Source organism: Nonomuraea zeae, assembly GCF_005889725.1.
Taxonomy (GTDB): Bacteria; Actinomycetota; Actinomycetes; order Streptosporangiales; family Streptosporangiaceae; genus Nonomuraea; species Nonomuraea zeae.
Map to the genome: position 1 here is coordinate 1 of NZ_VCKX01000039.1, position 17,832 is coordinate 17,832.

Genomic DNA, 17,832 nt, shown 5'->3' on the forward strand with positions numbered 1-17,832 from the left:
GTCGTGCCCGCACAGACCAGCCACCCGCCCCCCTGGCCCGCGACGAGTCCCCGTTAGTCACCGGGTCGCTGGTCACCGGGTCCGATCCGGGTCAGTGGGTCCGGGCCACCAGGTCCAGGTCCGGGTGGCAGGTCCAGGTCCGGGTGGCAGGTCCAGGTCCGGGTGGCAGGTCCAGGTCCGGGTGGCAGGTCCAGGTCCCGGGTGGCAGGTCCAGGTCCCGGGTGGAGGTCCAGGTCCCGAGTCCGAGTCCGGGGTGCGGGTCACCGGCTACGGGGCCGGGGTGGTCTGGAGCTGCCGTTCGCTGGCCCATACGGGGGTGCCGTCGACGCGCGATAGGCGCCACCCCTCCGGTGAGCGGATCGCCTCGTAGCGGAAGCGCTCGCTGAGCGTGAAACGGGGCTCCGGCGCGAGTCGCCCCTCCGGCGCGGCGCCGTCGCTGAAGGTCACGATCACGTCAGCGCGCACGCCCGCGTGGTCGCCCTCGACGTCGACCAGGACGTTGTGGACGAAGTGCTGGACCCGTTCCACGGGCGAGTGATTGCGCGCCGCCTGGGCGATCACGGCCTCCTTCCCTTCGGCGAGGCCCCCGGGAGTGCGTACGGCGATGGTCTCGGCGAACACCGACCCCAGGTCGGTGAACCGCCCCTCATCCATGCAGGCGTAGAGCCGGTAGATCAGCTGGGTGAGGTCTCCGCGGTCGTCTGTCATCGATGCCTCGCTTTGTTGGTCGAGCCAATGTTGGCAGGACCCACTATAGTCACGATTTCATTGGTCGCGCCAACAATGGCTCGGCGAAATAATTCCGCCACACTTGTGGAATGAAGCGTTCCGTTCTGTTATTCTGGAACAGAACAAGCCGTTCCGATCTGGAGGCAGAGATGACCGCCCTCGACACCCGCCCGGCGCGCATGACCGGCACCCCCGCCGAGCCCGGCCTCTACAAGTGGCGCTGGCCGGCCCTCGCGGTGATCCTCGCCGGTTCGGTGATGGAGCTGCTCGACGCCACCGTCACCAACGTCGCAGGCCCGACCATGCGGGCCGAGCTCGGCGGCGGCACCTCGCTCATCCAGTGGCTGGGCGCCGCCTACACCCTGGCCATGACCGCGGGCCTGCTGACCGGCGGCCGGCTCGGCGACATCGTGGGCCGCAAGCGGATGTTCCTCATCGGCGTCACCGGGTTCACCGCCGGATCGCTGCTCTGCGCGCTCGCGTTCTCCCCCGAGACGATCATCGCGGCCCGGATCGTGCAGGGGCTGTTCGGGGCGGCGATGATCCCGCAGGGGATGGGGATGATGAAGGAGATGTTCCCGCCCAAGGAGCTGCAGACCGCGTTCGGCCTGTTCGGGCCGGTCATGGGGCTGTCCGCGGTGGGCGGGCCGATCCTGGCGGGCGTGCTGACCAGCATCGACTGGCGGCTGATCTTCCTGATCAACCTGCCCGTCGGCCTCGGCGCCGCGCTGGCCGCCCTGCGGTTCCTGCCGGCCTCCCGGCCGGTGCGGGGCGTGCGGCTCGACCTGCCGGGCGCCGTGCTCGCCTCCATCGGCACCGTGCTGATCGTGTTCCCGCTGGTCCAGGGTGGCGAGCTGGGGTGGCCGGCGTGGACGTTCGGGATGATGGTGGCCGCCGCGGCGGTGTTCGCGATCTTCGCGGCGTACGAGCGGCGCCGGGCCGGGCGCGGCGGCGACCCGCTGGTGGCACCCAGCCTGTTCGCGAAGCGGGCGTTCGTCTCCGGCATGGCGACCGGCACGATCTACTTCGCGGCCTTCGCCGGGTTCCTGCTGGTGATCGGCCTCTACACCCAGCTCGGCCTGGGCTACTCCCCGCTCAAGGCGGCGCTGACCGGCGTGCCCTCGTCGCTCGGCATGATCGCGGGGATGGGCGTCGCGCAGGCCACCAGGAGGCACGGACGCAAGGTGCTGCTGGCGGGTGCCGTCGTCATGGCTCTCGGCGTGGCCGGCGTGATCGCCGTCGCCTCCCCCGGCGTCTCCCCCTGGCAGCTCGCTCCGGTGCTGGCGCTGGCCGGGCTGGGCAGCGGCCTGATCATGAGCCCGTACTTCAGCATCGTGATGGCCGCGGTGGAGCCGGCGGAGACGGGCTCGGCGTCCGGCACCCTGACGGCGCTGCAGCAGGTGGGCGGCGCGCTGGGCGTGGCGCTGCTCGGGTCGGTCTACTTCGGCACCGCGAGCGTCGAGATCACGCTGTGCGTGGCGGCGGGCATGATCGCCGCGACCTTCCTGGTCGGCCTGATGCTGCCCCGCCAGGCTCGCGAGGAAGAGGCCGCGAGCCCGGCCCACTGAGCCCATCCCACCGAGCCCATCCCACCGAACTCGTCCCCGCCGCGCCGGTCCGCTCACCCGAGCGGGCCGGCATGGCGTTTCCTGGCCTGCTCCATGCCGTCCAGGAGGTAGCCCAAGCCCTCCTCGAACGTGGCGTCCCACTCGTGGTCGAGGCCGTGCTCGGCCAGGGCCGGGTAGCGGGCGGCCCGCTCCCGCAGGAACGCGCCGGTGTCCAGGCGGCCGCGGTCCTGCCAGGTGACCTCCATGAGGACCGAGCCCATGACGTAGTTGGACAGGCTGTACGCGGCCGCCTTCGGGGCCGGGAAACCGGCATCGGCCAGGGTCTCGTAGAGAAACTCGGTGCGCTCCAGCGCGTTCGGGCCCATGAGCGGGCGGTCGAGGACGGTCGCCGACCACGGGTGGCGCAGGAGCGCCGCGCGCCAGCCGCGCATCAGCTCCCCCACGGGCGCCTGCCACCCGGCGTGCGGCGGGCGCGGCGGGCGGACCTCGCGGAAGACGGCGTCCAGGGCCAGGTCCAGCACGTCGTCCTTGGTCTTGACGTGCCAGTAGAGGGTGGTCGATCCGGTCCCGAGCCGCTCTGCCAGCCGGCGCATCGTCAGCCCGCCGGTGCCTTCCTCGTCGAGCAGCGCCACCGCCTCCGTGACGATCCGGTCGAGGGTCAGGGTCTGCCTGGGGGCCTTGGAAGGTCGCGACCACACGTTGTCCACGTCGCGATAATACGTTGTACGGCGACCGGATCGATGGTCTAGTGAGTGGAACGTGGGTCGAGCGGGGGAGGGTCTCCCATGGGGCACATCGAGGTGAGCGGGCTGACGTACCTGCTGCCCGACGGGCGTCCGCTGCTGCTGGAGACGTCGTTCAGGGTGGGCGACGGGGCCAAGGCGGCGCTCGTGGGGCCGAACGGCGCGGGCAAGACCACGTTGCTGCGCCTGATCGCGGGCGAGCTCCAGCCCTTCGAAGGCCGGATCGCGAGCAGCGGCGGCATCGGGGTGATGCGGCAGTTCCTCGGCGAGGGCACCGTGCACGACCTGCTGCTGAGCGTGGCCCCCGGGCGGGTGCGGGAGGCGGCGGCCGGGCTGGTGACGGCCGAGGCGGCGATCGCGGCCCGCGACCACGAGCCCACCCAGCTCGCCTACGCCCAGGCCATCGCCGACTACGCCGACGCGGGCGGCTACGAGCTGGAGGTGGTGTGGGACGTGTGCGCGACCGAGGCTCTGGGCCTGCCGTACGCGGCCGTCAAGGACAGGAGCCTCGCCACGCTGTCGGGTGGGGAGCAGAAGCGGCTCATGCTGGCGGCGCTGCTGCGCGGGCCCGACGAGATCCTGCTGCTCGACGAGCCGGACAACTACCTGGACGTGCGGGCCAAGCAGTGGCTGGAGCGGGCGATCGCAGGCTCGGCCAAGACGGTGCTGCTCGTCTCGCACGACCGCCGGCTGCTGGCGGAGGCGGCCGACCGGATCGTCACCGTGGAGGGGCGCGGCGTGTGGGTGCACGGCGGCGGGTTCACCGGATACGCCGAGGCGCGCAGGCGGCGCAAGGAGCGGCTGGAGGAGCGGCGGCAGCGCTGGGAGGACGAGCGGGCGCGGCTGCGCGCGCTGGTGCACACGCTGCGGCAGCGATCGGCGAACAACGACGCGCTGGCCGGGGCGTACCGGTCGGCGCTCACGCGGCTGGAGCGGTTCGAGCGGGCGGGGCCGCCGGAGCGGGCGCCGAAGGAGCAGAACGTCCGCATGCGGCTGCGCGGCGGGCGTACCGGCAAGAGGGCTGTGACGTGCGAGAGCCTGGAGCTGACCGGGCTGCTGCGGGCGTTCTCGGCCGAGATCTGGTACGGCGAGCGGGTCGGCGTTCTCGGCCTGAACGGCACCGGAAAGTCCCACTTCCTGCGGCTGCTCGCGGGCGAGCCGATCGCGCACACCGGCGTGGCCCGGCTGGGCGCCCGGGTCTCACCGGGGCATTTCGCGCAGACCCACCGGCGGCCGGACCTGCACGGGCGCGCCGCCGCCGACGTGCTGATGCGCGAGCACGCCATGACGCGCAACGAGGCCATGGCGGCGCTGGCCCGCTACGAGCTGGCGCCGGCGGGCGGGCAGCCGTTCGAGACGCTGTCGGGAGGGCAGCAGGCCAGGCTGCAGATCCTGCTGCTGGAGCTGGCCGGGGCCACGTTGCTGCTGCTCGACGAGCCGACGGACAACCTGGATCTGGCCAGCGCCGAGGCGTTGCAGGAGGGGCTGGGCGGGTTCGAGGGCACGGTGCTGGCCGTCACGCACGATCGGTGGTTCGCGGCCGAGCTGGATCGCCATCTGGTGTTCTGCGCCGACGGGCTGGTGCGGGAGAGCGACGAGCCGCGGTGGGACCTTTGACGCGCTCCTCGGCCGGGCGCGGGGGTCGCCGGCCGGGCGCGGGCTAGCTGGAGGCGGCCAGGCCGCGCTCGCGGCGCAGGGGGGAGACGGTCATCGTCTCGTCCACCGCGTCCGGCGACAGCACGTGGTCCAGCACCATCACCGCGCACCCGCTGATGCCCGCCGCCGCGCCCAGCCGGCTCGGCTCGATGCGCAGCCGCCGGGTCGCCAGCGCCGTGGAGCGGCGGTAGACGACCTCGCGGATGCTCGACACGAGCGGCCCGAACGCCTCCGCCATGTCCCCGCCGAGCACCACCACCGACGGGTTGAGGATGTTGACCGCCCCGGCCAGCACCTCGCCGATCCGGCGGCCGGCCTCGCGGACCGTGGCCATGGTCTCGGCGTCGCCGGCCCGCACCAGCGCGGTCACGTCCGCGATCGTCCTGACGTCCTTACCCCGTGCGCGCAGGTCGCGCAGCAGCGCGGTGCCGCTGGCCACCGAGTCGACGCAGCCGGTGTTGCCGCAGCGGCACAGCACCCCGCCGCCGTCCAGCACCGGGATGTGCCCGATCTCGCCCGCGGCGCCCATGGCTCCGCGCAGGATGCCGCCGCCGGCGATCACGCCGGCGCCGATCCTGGTCGAGATCTTGACGAACATGAGGTCGTCGAGGTCGGGGTAGGCGCCGCGGTGCTCGCCGATGGCCAGCACGTTGACGTCGTTGTCCACCAGCACGGGCACGGGGAAGCGCGCGTGGATGATCGGCGGGATCACCACGCCGGTCCAGGACGCCATCACGCGGGCGCTCTCCGTGCGCCCCTGCGCGAACTCCACGGTGGCCGGCACGCCCATCCCGACGCCCCTGATCAGCGAGGGCGGCCGGTCGCCGAGCAGCTCGTCCCAGGTGTCCATGAGCAGCGGCAGCACGGCGTCGGGCCCCTGCTCCACGTCCATCGCGAAGTCGCGGCCCGCCAGCTCGCGGCCGGACAGGTCGCACACCGCCACCCGCGTGCGGCTGGCGCCGAGCGCCGCCACCAGCACCACGCCGCCGGAGGCGTTGAACTCCAGCCTGACCGGCGGCCGCCCGCCGGTGGAGGGGGCGTCGCTGCGCTCCACGACCAGCTCGCGCTCCAGCAGCTCGCCGACGCGCAGTTGCACCGCGGGGCGCGACAGGCCGGTCACCCGGCCCAGGTCGGCCCGCGTCACGGCCTCACCGGTGCGGATGAGGCGGAGCACCTCACCACTTGTGGCAAGGGTCGCGGCGGTACGTCGTGGCATCGGCTAAGTGAACCACATGGGGTTAGGTCATGAAAAGTCGTGACTTTTTTATCTCACATGTCAAAACTCCGCTTGTCTAAGACCCAAACTCTCGTTAGTGTCCGTTCTGTCCTTCCTTCGGTAGATCATCGGAGTCCGTAACCGTGTCCCCCCTCTCGACCTCACCCGAATCCGGCTCGTACGCCGCCGATCTCGTCGTCTTCGGCGGGACCGGCGACCTGTCCATGCGCAAGCTGCTCCCGGCGCTCTACCACAGCGACAGGGACGGCCGGCTCTCCCCGGAGACCCGCGTCATCGCCATGTCCAGGGGCGGGCTGACCGACGCGGACTTCCGCGGCAAGGTGGACGCCGAGGTACGCGACCAGGTCCCGGTCGACGACCCCGCCGTGTGGCAGCGCTTTCTCGGCCGCCTGCAGCACGTGTCGGTGGACGTGGGCGGGGCGGACAAGTCCGGCTGGAGCGCGCTGACCAGGCTGCTGGCCGGGCACGAGCAGCGCGACCGGGTGTTCTACCTGGCCAGCCCGCCCAGGACGTTCGGGCCCTTCTGCCGGGAGCTGGACGAGGCCGGGCTGGTGACGCCGCAGTCGCGCGTGGTGCTGGAGAAGCCGCTCGGCCACGACCTGCCGAGCGCGCAGCGGATCAACGACGAGGTCGGCGCCATCTTCGACGAGCGCCAGATCTTCCGCATCGACCACTACCTGGGCAAGGAGACCGTCCAGAACCTGCTGGTCCTGCGCTTCGCCAACGCCTTCCTGGAGCCGATCTGGAACTCGCTCTGGATCGACCACGTGCAGATCACCGCCGCGGAGACCGTGGGGACGCCCGGCCGCCGCGGCTACTACGACCACGCGGGCGCGCTGCGTGACATGGTGCAGAACCACCTGCTCCAGCTGCTCACGCTGACCGCGATGGAGCCGCCGGCCCGCAACGACCGCGAGGCCATCCGCGACGAGAAGGTCAAGGTGCTCCAGGCGCTGCGGCCGATCACGGGCACGGAGGCGGACCGGTTCACGGTGCGCGGCCAGTACGTCGAGTCCGGCGACATGCCGGGCTACCTCGACGAGCCCGCCTCCACGCCGACGACGGAGGCCTCGCGGCGGGTGGAGACGTTCACCGCGATCAGGGCCGAGGTCAAGAACTGGCGGTGGGCGGGGGTGCCGTTCTACCTGCGCACCGGCAAGCGGATGCCGTACCGCAGGTCGGAGATCGTGGTGCAGTTCAAGGACGTGCCGCACTCCATCTTCCCCGGCGGCGGGCCCAACCGCCTGGTGCTGCGGCTGCAGCCGGAGGAGGGCATCGAGCTGCACATCATGGCCAAGGAGCCGGGCGCGGGCGAGGTGACGCTGAAGCCGGTGCCGATGTCGCTGAGCTTCGGCAAGACGTTCACGGCGCGGGTGCCCGAGGCGTACGAGCGGCTGCTGACCGACGTGCTGGCCGGGAACCCGACGCTGTTCATGCGCCGCGACGAGGTGGAGGCGGCCTGGCGCTGGATCGACCCGATCCTGTCGGCCTGGGAGTCCTCCGCCGAGCTGCCCGAGCCCTACCCCGCCGGGACCACCGGCCCCGCGGGAGCCCACGAACTGCTTGGCCGCAGCGGTCGCGCCTGGCACGAGGAGGAAAAGTGAATTCCGTCATCCAGGACATCACCGAGCGGATCGCCGAGCGGAGCGCCGCCAGCCGGGCCGCGTACCTGAGGCGGATCAGGCAGGACGGCGAGGCCGCGCGGGCGAAGGGCCCCGCGCGGGCGCACCTCGGCTGCGCGAACCTGGCGCACGGTTTCGCGGGCGCCTCCGCCGAGGACAAGCCGGCCCTGCGCGGCACGGCCAAGCCCGGCGTGGCCATCGTGACCAGCTACAACGACATGCTCTCGGCCCACCAGCCGTACGAGACCTACCCGCCGGAGCTGAAGGCGGCCGTGCGCCGCGCCGGCGGCGTGGCGCAGGTGGCGGGCGGCGTGCCCGCGATGTGCGACGGCATCACCCAGGGGCGGGCCGGCATGGAGCTGTCGCTCTACAGCCGCGACGTGATCGCCATGGCGACGGCGATCGCGCTGTCGCACGACATGTTCGACTCGACGCTGCTGCTGGGCGTGTGCGACAAGATCGTGCCGGGCCTGTTCATCGGGGCGCTGCACTTCGGGCACCTGCCGGCGATCTTCGTCCCGGCCGGGCCGATGGCCTCGGGCCTGCCGAACAAGGTCAAGGCGCGCACCCGCCAGCTCTTCGCCGAGGGCAAGGTGGGCAGGGAAGAGCTGCTCGACGCCGAGGCCAAGTCCTACCACTCCCCCGGCACCTGCACCTTCTACGGCACCGCGAACTCCAACCAGGCGCTGATGGAGGTCATGGGCCTGCACCTGCCGGGCTCGACGTTCATCAACCCGCACACCGAGCTGCGCCACGCGCTCACCGAGGCGGCCGGGCGGCGTGCGGTGGAGATCACCGCGCACGGCTCCGAGTACACCCCGATCGGCGAGCTGGTCGACGAGAAGTCCATCGTGAACGCCTGCGTCGCCCTGCTGGCCACCGGCGGCTCCACGAACCACACGCTGCACCTGGTGGCCATGGCGGCGGCCGCGGGCATCGTGCTGACCTGGGACGACCTGGCCCGGCTGTCGCCGGTGGTGCCGTCGCTCACCAAGATCTACCCCAACGGCCAGGCGGACGTGAACCACTTCCGCGACGCCGGCGGCATGCAGGTCCTCATCGGGGACCTGCTGGACGAGGGGCTGCTGCACGCCGACGTGCTGACGGTGGCCGGGCGCGGGCTCGACCGCTACCGCGAGGCTCCCGAGCTGGTCGGCGGCGAGCTGGTCTGGTCGCCGGTCACCGGCGGCAGCGCCGACCTGGACGTGCTGCGGCCGGTCGCGCGGCCGTTCTCGGCGGACGGCGGGATCCACATGCTGGAGGGCAACCTGGGCCGCGCGGTCAGCAAGGTGTCCGCGGTCAAGCCGGAGCACCTGGTGATCGAGGCGCCGGCCAAGGTCTTCGACGACCAGCTCGACCTGCTGCGGGCATTCGAGACGGGCGAGCTGGACGGGCAGGACTTCGTGGCGGTCATCCGCTACCAGGGGCCGAGCGCGAACGGCATGCCGGAGCTGCACAAGCTCACGCCGCCGCTGGCCGTGCTGCTCGACAGGGGGCAGCGGGTGGCGATCGTCACCGACGGGCGCATGTCCGGCGCCTCCGGCAAGGTGCCCGCGGCCATCCACCTGTCGCCCGAGGCGGCCGACGGCGGGCCGATCGCGCTGGTGCACGAGGGCGACGTGATCAGGCTGGACTCGGCGGCCGGGACGCTGGAGCTGCTGGTGCCGGCCGAGGAGCTGGCCAGGCGGACGCCCGAGGGCCGGCCGCTGAGCGACGCGCAGTGGGTCGGCACCGGACGCGAGCTGTTCGCGACGTTCCGCCGGATGGCGGGGCACGCGGAGCAGGGCGCCGGGATCTTCGGGGTGAGCGGCGCCGAGTCGCCGCACCACGGCCCCGGGCTCGGCTTCCCGGCCGAGGCGGGCTCCTCGCACCTGGAGACGGGCGCGCCGGTCGGCGCGCGGTCCGCCGGGCTGGCGCGGTGACCGCATACCTGGCTGTCCGGCACCACATGCCCGCATCGCGGCCGGTGACCGCTCGTGCTCACGATCCGCTCTGGGACGGTGTGCGCGTTCGTGACATTCTTCGGGGTACGGCGAGCGATCTTGACGCCGCCCTGAATGCCGGAGGTATGCGGTGAGTGCCTTTGACCTTCCCTGGCTCGTCGCCGACATCGGGGGGACCAACGCCCGATTCGGCCTGGTCACCTCGCTGGGAGCGCGGCCGTCGAACGTCGCGGTCCTGGCCGGGGCCGACTACGCCACCCTCCCCGAAGCCGTAGCCGCTTATCTCGCCGAACACGCGGGCGGAGTGCGACCGGGGGCGGCCTGCCTGGCCGTGGCGGGGCCGATCGACGGCGACTGCTACCGGCTCACGAACTCGACGTGGGCCGGGTCCGTACGCGATCTCGACGTGCCGTACGTCCGCCTGCTCAACGACTTCGAAGCGCTGGCCGTGTCGCTGCCCCACCTGGAGGGCGACGACCTGGTGTCGCTGGGCGGTCCGGAGCCCGGCCACGGGGTCAAGGCCGTGCTGGGTCCCGGGACCGGGCTCGGCGTGGGCGGGCTGGCGCCCGCCGAGCAGGGCTGGACGCCGATCCCCGGCGAGGGCGGGCACGTCACGGTGCCGATCGTCGAGCCGCGGGAGCTGGAGATCGTCCAGGCGCTGCAGTCGCAGGGGCTGCCGCACGTGGTGGCCGAGCACGTGCTGTCCGGGCCGGGCCTGGTCCGGCTGCACCGGGCGCTGGCGCAGGTCAACGGGGTCAGCGCGCCCGAGCTGACCGCCTCCGACATCGTGGCCAGGCTGGACGACTCGCTGTGCGCGGAGACGGTCGAGGTGTTCTGCGGGATGCTGGGCAGCTTCGCCGGGAACGTGGCGCTGACGCTCGGCGCGCGGGGTGGGGTCTACCTGGGCGGCGGAGTGCTGCCACGTATCGTGGAACGCGTGCGCACCAGTGGCTTCCGTTCGCGGTTCGCCACCAATCCCGACATGGCCGATTATCTGGCGGCCATCGGGACCGTGCTGATCGTCGCGCCCCAACCGGCGCTGACCGGCGCGGCCGCCTGGCTGAGCCAGCGGGCCAGCTCCGAGCTGGTGAGCTGACAAACGGCTGTCCCGACGGCCCCGAATACTGAACGGCCCCTTGTCCGGGGCCGATGAGGAGAAGGATTCATGAGCCTGCTCGATCTCGCCCCAGTGATCCCCGTCGTGGTGATCGAGGACGTCGAGACCGCCGTCCCGCTGGCCCGCGCGCTGGTCGCCGGGGGCCTGCCGGTCATCGAGGTGACCCTGCGCACCCCGGCGGCGCGCGAGGCCATCGCCAGGATCGCCGACGAGGTCCCGGAGGCCACCGTGGGCGCGGGGACGATCCGCACCAGCGACGACATCTCGGCGTCCGTGGCGGCGGGGGCCAAGTTCCTGGTCTCGCCCGGCACGACCCTGTCGCTGGTCGAGGCGCTCGACTCCAGCGGCGTCCCGTACCTGCCGGGCGCCGCCACCGTGTCGGAGGTGATGGCGCTGGCCGAGCGGGGTATCAAGGAGCTGAAGTTCTTCCCCGCCGAGGCCGCAGGCGGCGTCCCCTACCTGAAGTCGATGGGCGGGCCGCTGCCGGACCTGCGGTTCTGCCCCACGGGCGGGATCAAGGTGACCACCGCCCCGGACTATCTGGCGCTGCCGAACGTGGGCTGCGTCGGCGGCACCTGGCTGACCCCGGCCGACGCCCTCGCGGCGGGCGACTGGGGCCGCGTCGAGAAGCTGGCGTCGGAGGCCGCCGCGCTGCGCTGATCCCGCGCGGCGTGCTCGGGGGCCCGCTCTCGCGCCGCCGGACCGGTCAGCTCCAGATCGACACGTGCACCGGCGGGCGGAAGCGGCTGCGCGGGATGCCGTCGTCCGGGGTGCGCATGATCTGGGTGGCCGCCGGGGTGGTGAGGAAGTCCAGGAAGGTGCCGGCGGCGGCCGAGCGGGCCGAGGGCTCCAGGGTGGTGGCGTACCAGTAGGCGGGCAGCGGGGTGGCCGCGGTGTCGATGGCCACCAGCTCGCCCCTGCGTAACTGCGAGGCCACCAGGTGCGCCGTGGCGGGCGCGACCCCGGCGCCCTCGGCCGCCGCCTTCCACGCGGCCGTCTGGTTCGCGAAGACCCGCACCTGCGACTCCGGCACGCGCAGCAGCCGCAGCAGCCGGCTGGTGTCGCCGGCCGGGTCCGTGCCCGATGGGCCGACCAGCCACTGGTCCCTGCGCCCGCGCGGGGAGCCGACCACGATGAGGTGGCAGCGCAGCACCGGCCGGCTCACCAGGCCCTCCTCGGCCGGCTGGGCGCCGAGCGCGACGTCGGCCAGCCGGCTGGCCAGCAGCAGCGGCATCTCGGCCGTCCCCGCCACGCCGGTGGAGGCGTCCACCGACTTGCGCTGCGTGAACAGGCACAGCAGCGGGCCCGCGACGTACTCGGCCAGGCCCGCGTCCATCACCACGTGCAGCCGGGCGGGGTGGCCGGGCTGGACGGCGGCGACCGCCTCCGCGCCGAGCGCGACGATCTGGGCGGCGATGCCGAGCAGCCGCCGCCCGCCCTCGGTCAGGACCATGCGGTCGCCGGACCGCGTCAGCAGCGGGTCACCGAGGTGCTTGCGGAGCTGGGCCAGCGACTGGGAGACCGCGGGCTCGCTCACGCCGAGCGCCCGCGCCGCGGCCTTGACCGAGCCCAGGCGGGCGACGAAAACGAACGCGCCGAGCTGGCTGAGTGTCACCCCACATTCTTAGTTCGCCGGACCGCATTAAGGAATCCCTTATTTGCGGATTGTCGCGACAAATCGGATGACAGCAATGTGCAGTCATGCAGGTTCCCGCGAGGTTCGAATACGAGAGAGCCGACAGCGTGCCGCACGCGATCGAGCTCCTCGAGCGGTACGGTCCCGACGCCAGGATCGTCGCAGGTGGACACAGCCTCATCCCGATGATGAAGCTGCGCCTGGCCCAGCCCGAGGCACTGATCGACATCAACGGCCTGTCCGAGCTCGGCCAGATCTCCGTCGACGGCGACGAGCTGGTCATCGGCGCGCTGGTACGGCACACAGAGCTGCTCGGCAGCACCACCGCCACCGACCTTTTCCCGATATTTCGTGACGCGGAGCGAGTTATTGCCGATCCGATAGTCAGAAATCGGGGGACCGTAGGTGGCTCGCTCTGCCAGGGCGACCCTTCGGAGGATTTGTCGGCCGTCTTCTCCGCGCTGCGGGCCTCGGCGGTCATCCAGGGCCCGGGCGGGACGCGCACCGTGCCGATCAGGCAGTTCCACGAGGGCCCGTACGAGACCGCCGTCCAGCCGGGCGAGCTGCTGCTCCAGCTCCGCGTGCCGGTGGTGGCGGGCACGGGCAGCGCGTACGAGAAGGTCGAGCGGCGCGTCGGCGACTGGCCGGTGGCGGCGGCGGGCGCGGTCCTCAGCGTCCAGGACGGCGTGATCACCCGGGCGGGCATCGGCCTGACCGCGGTCGGCGCCGAGCACTTCTGCGCCCCCGAGGCCGAGACGTATCTGAACGGCAGGCCGCCCGGTGACGAGGCGTTCGCGGAGGCGGCCAGGATCGCCGCCGAGCACTGCGACCCGCACGCCGACCAGCGCGGGCCCGCCGACTACAAGCGCCACCTGGCCGCCGAGCTGACCCGGCGGGCGCTGGCCAGGGCAGCAGGGAGGATCTGACATGCGCATCACGGTCTCCGTGAACGGGCAGCCGTACACCAGGGACGTCGAGCCGCGGCTGCTGCTCGTGCACTTCCTGCGCGACGAGCTGGACCTGACCGGCACCCACTGGGGCTGCGACACCTCCAACTGCGGCGTCTGCACGGTGCGGCTCGACGGCGTGCCCGTCAAGTCGTGCACCGTGCTCGCCGTCATGGCCGACGGGCACGAGGTGACCACGGTCGAGGGCCTGGAGCGCGACGGCGAGCTGGACGCGGTGCAGAAGGGGTTCGTGGAGTGCCACGGGCTGCAGTGCGGGTTCTGCACGCCGGGCATGCTGCTGACCGCACGCGCGCTGCTCGACCGCGTGCCCGACCCCGACGAGGGCCAGATCCGCGAGGCCATCTCCGGGCAGCTCTGCCGGTGCACCGGCTACGAGAACATCGTCCGTTCCATTCGCTGGGCAGCCGAACTGGAGTCGAAATCATGAGCTACGGCCCCATGCGCCGCAAGGAGGACGCCCGCTTCATCAGGGGGCGCGGCAACTACACCGACGACGTACGGCTGCCCGGCATGCTGTACGGGGCCGTGCTGCGCAGCCCGTACGCGCACGCCAGGATCGTCTCGATCGACACCTCGGCCGCCGAGGCGCACCCGAAGGTCAAGGCCGTCATCACCGGGCAGACCCTGGCCGGGCTGAACCTGGCCTGGATGCCCACCCTGTCGCAGGACACGCAGGCCGTGCTGGCCACCGACAAGGTGCGCTTCCAGGGCCAGGAGGTCGCGTTCGTGGTCGCCGAGGACGCCTACTCGGCCCGCGACGCGCTGGAGCTCATCGACGTCGAGTACGACCCGATCGACGCCGTCATCGACGCCCGCCGCGCGCTCGACGAGGGCGCCCCGGTGATCAGGGACGACCTGGAGGGCCGGACCGACAACCACATCTTCGACTGGGAGGCCGGCGACAAGGGGCGGACGGACGCGATCTTCGAGCAGGCCGAGGTCAGGGTCGCGCAGGACATGCTGTATCCGCGCGTCCACCCGGCGCCGCTGGAGACCTGCGGCGCGGTCGCCGACTTCGACAAGGTCACCGGCAAGCTCACCGTCTGGTGCCCCACGCAGGCCCCGCACGCGCACCGGACGCTGTACGCGATGGTGGCCGGGCTGCCCGAGCACAAGATCCGGGTGATCTCGCCGGACATCGGCGGCGGCTTCGGCGGCAAAGTCGGGATTTATCCAGGATATGTGTGTGCGATCGTCGGCTCGATCGTCACCGGCAAGCCGGTCAAGTGGATGGAGGACCGCTCCGAGAACCTCATGAGCACCGCCTTCGCCCGCGACTACCACATGCGCGGCGAGGTGGCCGCGACCCGGGACGGCCGGATCCAGGCGATCAGGGTCAAGGTGCTGGCCGACCACGGCGCGTTCAACGGCACGGCGCAGCCGACCAAGTTCCCCGCCGGGTTCTTCCACGTCTTCTCCGGCTCGTACGACATCGAGGCCGCCCACTGCGAGGTCACCGGCGTCTACACCAACAAGGCGCCGGGCGGCGTCGCCTACGCCTGCTCCTTCCGGATCACCGAGGCCGTCTACCTGGTCGAGCGCATGGTGGACGTGCTGGCCGCCGAGCTGGGCCTCGACCCGGCCGAGGTGCGGATGCGCAACCTGCTCAAGCCGGAGCAGTTCCCGTACCACTCCCCCACCGGCTGGGAGTACGACTCCGGCGACTACCCCAGGGCGCTGCGCCTGGCCATGGACATGGCCGGGTACGACAAACTGCGCGCCGAGCAGGCCGACAAGCGGTCCAGGGGCGAGCTGATGGGCATCGGCATCAGCTTCTTCACCGAGGCCGTCGGGGCGGGCCCGCGCAAGCACATGGACATCCTCGGCCTCGGCATGGCCGACGGCGCCGAGCTGCGGGTGCATCCGACGGGCAAGGCGGTGCTGCGGGTCTCGTGCCAGTCGCAGGGCCAGGGGCATGAGACGACGTTCGCCCAGATCGTCGGGCAGGAGCTGGGCATCCCGGCCGACGACGTGGAGGTGGTGCACGGGGACACCGACCAGACGCCGTTCGGCCTGGGCACGTACGGCTCCCGCTCCACGCCCGTCTCCGGCGCCGCCACGGCGATCGTGGCTAGGAAGGTGCGGGACCGGGCCAAGATCGTGGCGGCGGCCATGCTGGAGGCCGCCCCGGACGACCTGGAGTGGGCCGACGGCCGCTGGTCCGTCGTCGGCGACCCGGCCACCGGCAAGTCCCTGTCCGAGATCGCGCTGGCCGCGCACTCGAACCTGGAGCTGCCCGAGGGCGTCGAAGGCCACCTGGACGCGGTCACGGTCTACAACCCGCCCAACCTGACCTATCCGTTCGGCGCCTACATCTGCGTCGTGGACGTGGACCCGGGGACCGGGCAGGTGAAGGTGCGCCGGTTCGTGGCGGTGGACGACTGCGGAGTGCGGATCAACCCCATGATCGTCGAGGGCCAGATCCACGGCGGGCTGGCCGACGGGGTCGGGATGGCGCTCATGCAGGTGATGGCGTTCGACGAGGACGGCAACCACCTGGGCGCGTCGTTCATGGACTACCTGCTGCCGACCTCGATGGAGTGCCCGTCGTGGGAGCTGGGCGAGACGGTGACGCCCTCGCCCACGCACCCCATCGGGGCCAAGGGCGTCGGAGAGTCGGCCACCGTCGGGTCGCCGGCCGCCGTGGTCAACGCCGTGATCGACGCGCTCCAGCCGTACGGGGTGCGCCACGCCGACATGCCGCTCACCCCGGCGAACGTGTGGCGCGTCGTCAACGGCGACCCCTTCCGCACGGACCTGGCCATCCCGTGACCGAGTTCATCGGCATGCCGGCGCCCCGTCCCCGCCCTCGCGGCGGGGCGCCGGTGGCGGTGGCAGTGGCGGTGGCGGACCTGGAGGCCAGGCTCGCGGCGCTGCGGTCGCGGCGGGAGCCGTACGTGCTGGCCCCCGTCGTGCGGGCGCAGCGGCCGACCAGCGCCAAGGCGGGCGACCGCGCGCTGGTGCTGCCCGACGGGACGATCGAGGGGTTCGTCGGCGGCGTGTGCGCAACCGACACCGTGCGCGCGCAGAGCCTGCGCCTGCTGCGGCACACCGGGCGGGCGACCCTGCTGCGGATCACCCCGGAGGCGGAGGCGCCGCACGAGGAGGACGGGCTGGTCGCGGTGGGCCAGCCGTGCCTGTCCGGCGGCACGCTGGAGATCTTCCTGGAGGCCGTGCTGCCGGCGTTGCTGGTCCACGTGTACGGCGACAGCCCCATCGCGCGCGCCTTCGCCTCGGTCGGCACGGCGATGGGCTACCAGGTCGAGTCGACCGCCGATCCGCTCGCCGCGGTCGCGGAGGACACCTCGGCCGTCCTCGTCGCCTCGCACGGCGTGGCCGAGGAGCCGGTCCTGCGCGACGCCCTGGCCAAGGGCGTGCCGTACGTCGGGTTGATCGCCAGCCGCAAGCGCGGCGCGGCGGTGCTGGCACAGGTGGAGGGAGGCGAGCGCGTACATGTCCCAGCAGGTCTGGACATAGGAGCCAGAACGCCTGGTGAGGTGGCGGTTTCCGTGTTCGCGGAGATCATCGGTCTTCGCTGAGCAGGGGTATCGTGCGGGCGCGACCGGGTAGGCCAGGGGATGTAAAACCGCCGCCCCGGGAAGCTCCCTTCCGCTCCTCGGAAAGCGAAAGGGAGCGCAATGCCGACGAGAACGGCCAGTCAGGAACAACCTCTCGACCTCGTCCGGGCGGCGACGCAGCCGGGCAGCCTGGAGCGCGGGATCGACCTGCTCATCGCGCTCGGGGCGGCCACCCGCCCGGTCACCCTGTCCCAGCTGTGCCGCAGCACCGGCCTGCCCAAGTCGACCGCGCACCGCCTCCTGGGCGTGCTGTGCTCGCGCGAGCTGGCCACGCGGACGGGCAACGCGTACCTGCCGGGTGAGCTGCTGGAGTCGATGGCCGCCAGCGCCCGCACCCGGGTGCCCGGCAGCCGCAGGGCGGTGCTCCCCTACCTGCTCTACCTGTACGAGACCACCCGGCAGACGGTGAACCTGGCCGTGCCCGCGGGCCTGGAGACCCGTTACGTCGAGCGCCTGTACGGCCACAACCGGGTCGGCTCCCGCTCCGACGGCAGGGACCGGGCGCCGCTGCACTGCACGGCGACCGGAAAGACGCTGCTGGCCTTCGACCCGAAGCTGCGCCAGGAGCTGCTTGCGCGCGGCGGGTTCGAGCGGATGACGCGCCGGACGATCACCAGCCTGGCCGCCCTGGAGCGGGAGCTGGCCCAGGTCCGCAGGCACGGGGTGGCCTACGCGCAGGAGGAGTACACCGAGGGTGTGGCCTGCGTGGCCGCCCCGGTGTTCGGCCCGGGCGGCCGCGTCTGCATGTCGGTGGGCGTGGCCGCGCCCGCCTCGGCCGCGCCGCTGGCCAAGCTCGGCATCTCCGTGCGCGGCGCGGCGCAGGCCATCTCGGCGGCCCTGCTCGGCGCCTGAGCGTTCCGGCCACCGGAACACCTGTGAAGCACGTGACGGAAGTGTTCCGGTAACCGAAACCTCGATTGCGAACGCGGCGGCACGGCGATCACCTTGGAATATGAACGTCCTTCCCGCTCCGGCCACCATGAAGACGCCCGCCACCCACCGGGGCCGGCCCCGGGCGGTCGCGAGTTCGCGGGC

At 72.4% G+C, this 17,832-nt stretch carries 15 protein-coding genes; 11 read left to right on the forward strand and 4 right to left on the reverse strand.

Annotation, left to right across the window (positions count from 1 at the left end; translation table 11 throughout):
* Positions 1 to 267: 267 nt before the first annotated feature.
* Positions 268 to 708, reverse strand: coding sequence for a nuclear transport factor 2 family protein (locus ETD85_RS15220; protein WP_138690354.1), 441 nt, complete (start codon positions 706 to 708; stop codon positions 268 to 270).
* A 170-nt stretch (positions 709 to 878) separates the two neighbouring features.
* Between ETD85_RS15220 and ETD85_RS15225 the strand changes: the two genes are divergently transcribed.
* Complete coding sequence (locus ETD85_RS15225; RefSeq protein ID WP_138690355.1) at positions 879 to 2,297, forward strand: MFS transporter; 1,419 nt, start codon at positions 879 to 881, stop codon at positions 2,295 to 2,297.
* A gap of 53 nt (positions 2,298 to 2,350) precedes the next feature.
* Here ETD85_RS15225 and ETD85_RS15230 read toward each other — a convergent pair whose 3' ends face one another.
* A complete protein-coding gene (locus ETD85_RS15230; RefSeq protein ID WP_138690356.1) occupies positions 2,351 to 3,004 on the reverse strand; it encodes a TetR/AcrR family transcriptional regulator in 654 nt (217 codons plus the stop codon).
* 78 nt (positions 3,005 to 3,082) lie between these two features.
* Between ETD85_RS15230 and ETD85_RS15235 the strand changes: the two genes are divergently transcribed.
* Complete coding sequence (locus ETD85_RS15235) at positions 3,083 to 4,657, forward strand: ABC-F family ATP-binding cassette domain-containing protein (RefSeq protein ID WP_138690357.1); 1,575 nt, start codon at positions 3,083 to 3,085, stop codon at positions 4,655 to 4,657.
* Between the two features lie 43 nt (positions 4,658 to 4,700).
* Here ETD85_RS15235 and ETD85_RS15240 read toward each other — a convergent pair whose 3' ends face one another.
* On the reverse strand, positions 4,701 to 5,912 hold the full coding sequence (locus ETD85_RS15240; protein WP_138690358.1) for an ROK family transcriptional regulator: 1,212 nt from the start codon (positions 5,910 to 5,912) through the stop codon (positions 4,701 to 4,703).
* 143 nt (positions 5,913 to 6,055) lie between these two features.
* On the opposite strand from ETD85_RS15240, the gene zwf reads away from it, so the two are divergent.
* The 4 genes from zwf to eda all read left to right on the forward strand — a co-directional run bounded on the left by zwf (position 6,056) and on the right by eda (position 11,275).
* The gene (zwf, locus tag ETD85_RS15245; RefSeq protein ID WP_138690359.1) at positions 6,056 to 7,537 is read left to right on the forward strand and encodes a glucose-6-phosphate dehydrogenase; all 1,482 of its coding nucleotides are present in this window, start codon (positions 6,056 to 6,058) and stop codon (positions 7,535 to 7,537) included.
* Complete coding sequence (gene edd, locus ETD85_RS15250; protein ID WP_138690360.1) at positions 7,534 to 9,477, forward strand: phosphogluconate dehydratase; 1,944 nt, start codon at positions 7,534 to 7,536, stop codon at positions 9,475 to 9,477. The genes zwf and edd overlap by 4 nt, the downstream gene beginning before the upstream one ends.
* A gap of 151 nt (positions 9,478 to 9,628) precedes the next feature.
* Positions 9,629 to 10,594, forward strand: a complete 966-nt coding sequence (gene glk, locus ETD85_RS15255) for a glucokinase (RefSeq protein WP_138690361.1) — start codon at positions 9,629 to 9,631, stop codon at positions 10,592 to 10,594.
* A gap of 69 nt (positions 10,595 to 10,663) precedes the next feature.
* A complete protein-coding gene (eda, locus tag ETD85_RS15260) occupies positions 10,664 to 11,275 on the forward strand; it encodes a bifunctional 4-hydroxy-2-oxoglutarate aldolase/2-dehydro-3-deoxy-phosphogluconate aldolase (protein ID WP_138690362.1) in 612 nt (203 codons plus the stop codon).
* A 46-nt stretch (positions 11,276 to 11,321) separates the two neighbouring features.
* Here the strand turns inward: eda and ETD85_RS15265 are convergent, their stop codons facing one another.
* Positions 11,322 to 12,230, reverse strand: coding sequence for a LysR family transcriptional regulator (locus ETD85_RS15265; RefSeq protein WP_138690363.1), 909 nt, complete (start codon positions 12,228 to 12,230; stop codon positions 11,322 to 11,324).
* 86 nt (positions 12,231 to 12,316) lie between these two features.
* On the opposite strand from ETD85_RS15265, the gene ETD85_RS15270 reads away from it, so the two are divergent.
* From ETD85_RS15270 to ETD85_RS15290, 5 genes are all read left to right on the forward strand, one after another.
* Entirely contained in the window at positions 12,317 to 13,177 is an 861-nt protein-coding gene (locus ETD85_RS15270; RefSeq protein ID WP_138690364.1) for an FAD binding domain-containing protein, read from the forward strand.
* A gap of 1 nt (position 13,178) precedes the next feature.
* Positions 13,179 to 13,646, forward strand: a complete 468-nt coding sequence (locus tag ETD85_RS15275) for a (2Fe-2S)-binding protein (protein WP_138690365.1) — start codon at positions 13,179 to 13,181, stop codon at positions 13,644 to 13,646.
* Positions 13,643 to 15,991, forward strand: a complete 2,349-nt coding sequence (locus ETD85_RS15280) for an aerobic carbon-monoxide dehydrogenase large subunit (RefSeq protein WP_138690366.1) — start codon at positions 13,643 to 13,645, stop codon at positions 15,989 to 15,991. The genes ETD85_RS15275 and ETD85_RS15280 overlap by 4 nt, the downstream gene beginning before the upstream one ends.
* On the forward strand, positions 15,988 to 16,758 hold the full coding sequence (locus ETD85_RS15285) for an XdhC family protein (RefSeq protein ID WP_206058325.1): 771 nt from the start codon (positions 15,988 to 15,990) through the stop codon (positions 16,756 to 16,758). The genes ETD85_RS15280 and ETD85_RS15285 overlap by 4 nt, the downstream gene beginning before the upstream one ends.
* A gap of 99 nt (positions 16,759 to 16,857) precedes the next feature.
* The gene (locus ETD85_RS15290) at positions 16,858 to 17,649 is read left to right on the forward strand and encodes an IclR family transcriptional regulator (RefSeq protein WP_138690367.1); all 792 of its coding nucleotides are present in this window, start codon (positions 16,858 to 16,860) and stop codon (positions 17,647 to 17,649) included.
* Positions 17,650 to 17,832: the final 183 nt, after the last annotated feature.

Coding starts and splice junctions, on each gene's coding strand:
- ETD85_RS15235 (WP_138690357.1), top strand. CDS start 3,083: ATGGGGCACATCGAGGTGAGCGGGCTGACGTACCTGCTGCCCGACGGG.
- ETD85_RS15220 (WP_138690354.1), bottom strand. CDS start 708: ATGACAGACGACCGCGGAGACCTCACCCAGCTGATCTACCGGCTCTAC.
- ETD85_RS15280 (WP_138690366.1), top strand. CDS start 13,643: ATGAGCTACGGCCCCATGCGCCGCAAGGAGGACGCCCGCTTCATCAGG.
- ETD85_RS15270 (WP_138690364.1), top strand. CDS start 12,317: ATGCAGGTTCCCGCGAGGTTCGAATACGAGAGAGCCGACAGCGTGCCG.
- ETD85_RS15275 (WP_138690365.1), top strand. CDS start 13,179: ATGCGCATCACGGTCTCCGTGAACGGGCAGCCGTACACCAGGGACGTC.
- ETD85_RS15225 (WP_138690355.1), top strand. CDS start 879: ATGACCGCCCTCGACACCCGCCCGGCGCGCATGACCGGCACCCCCGCC.
- ETD85_RS15290 (WP_138690367.1), top strand. CDS start 16,858: ATGCCGACGAGAACGGCCAGTCAGGAACAACCTCTCGACCTCGTCCGG.
- eda (WP_138690362.1), top strand. CDS start 10,664: ATGAGCCTGCTCGATCTCGCCCCAGTGATCCCCGTCGTGGTGATCGAG.
- ETD85_RS15240 (WP_138690358.1), bottom strand. CDS start 5,912: ATGCCACGACGTACCGCCGCGACCCTTGCCACAAGTGGTGAGGTGCTC.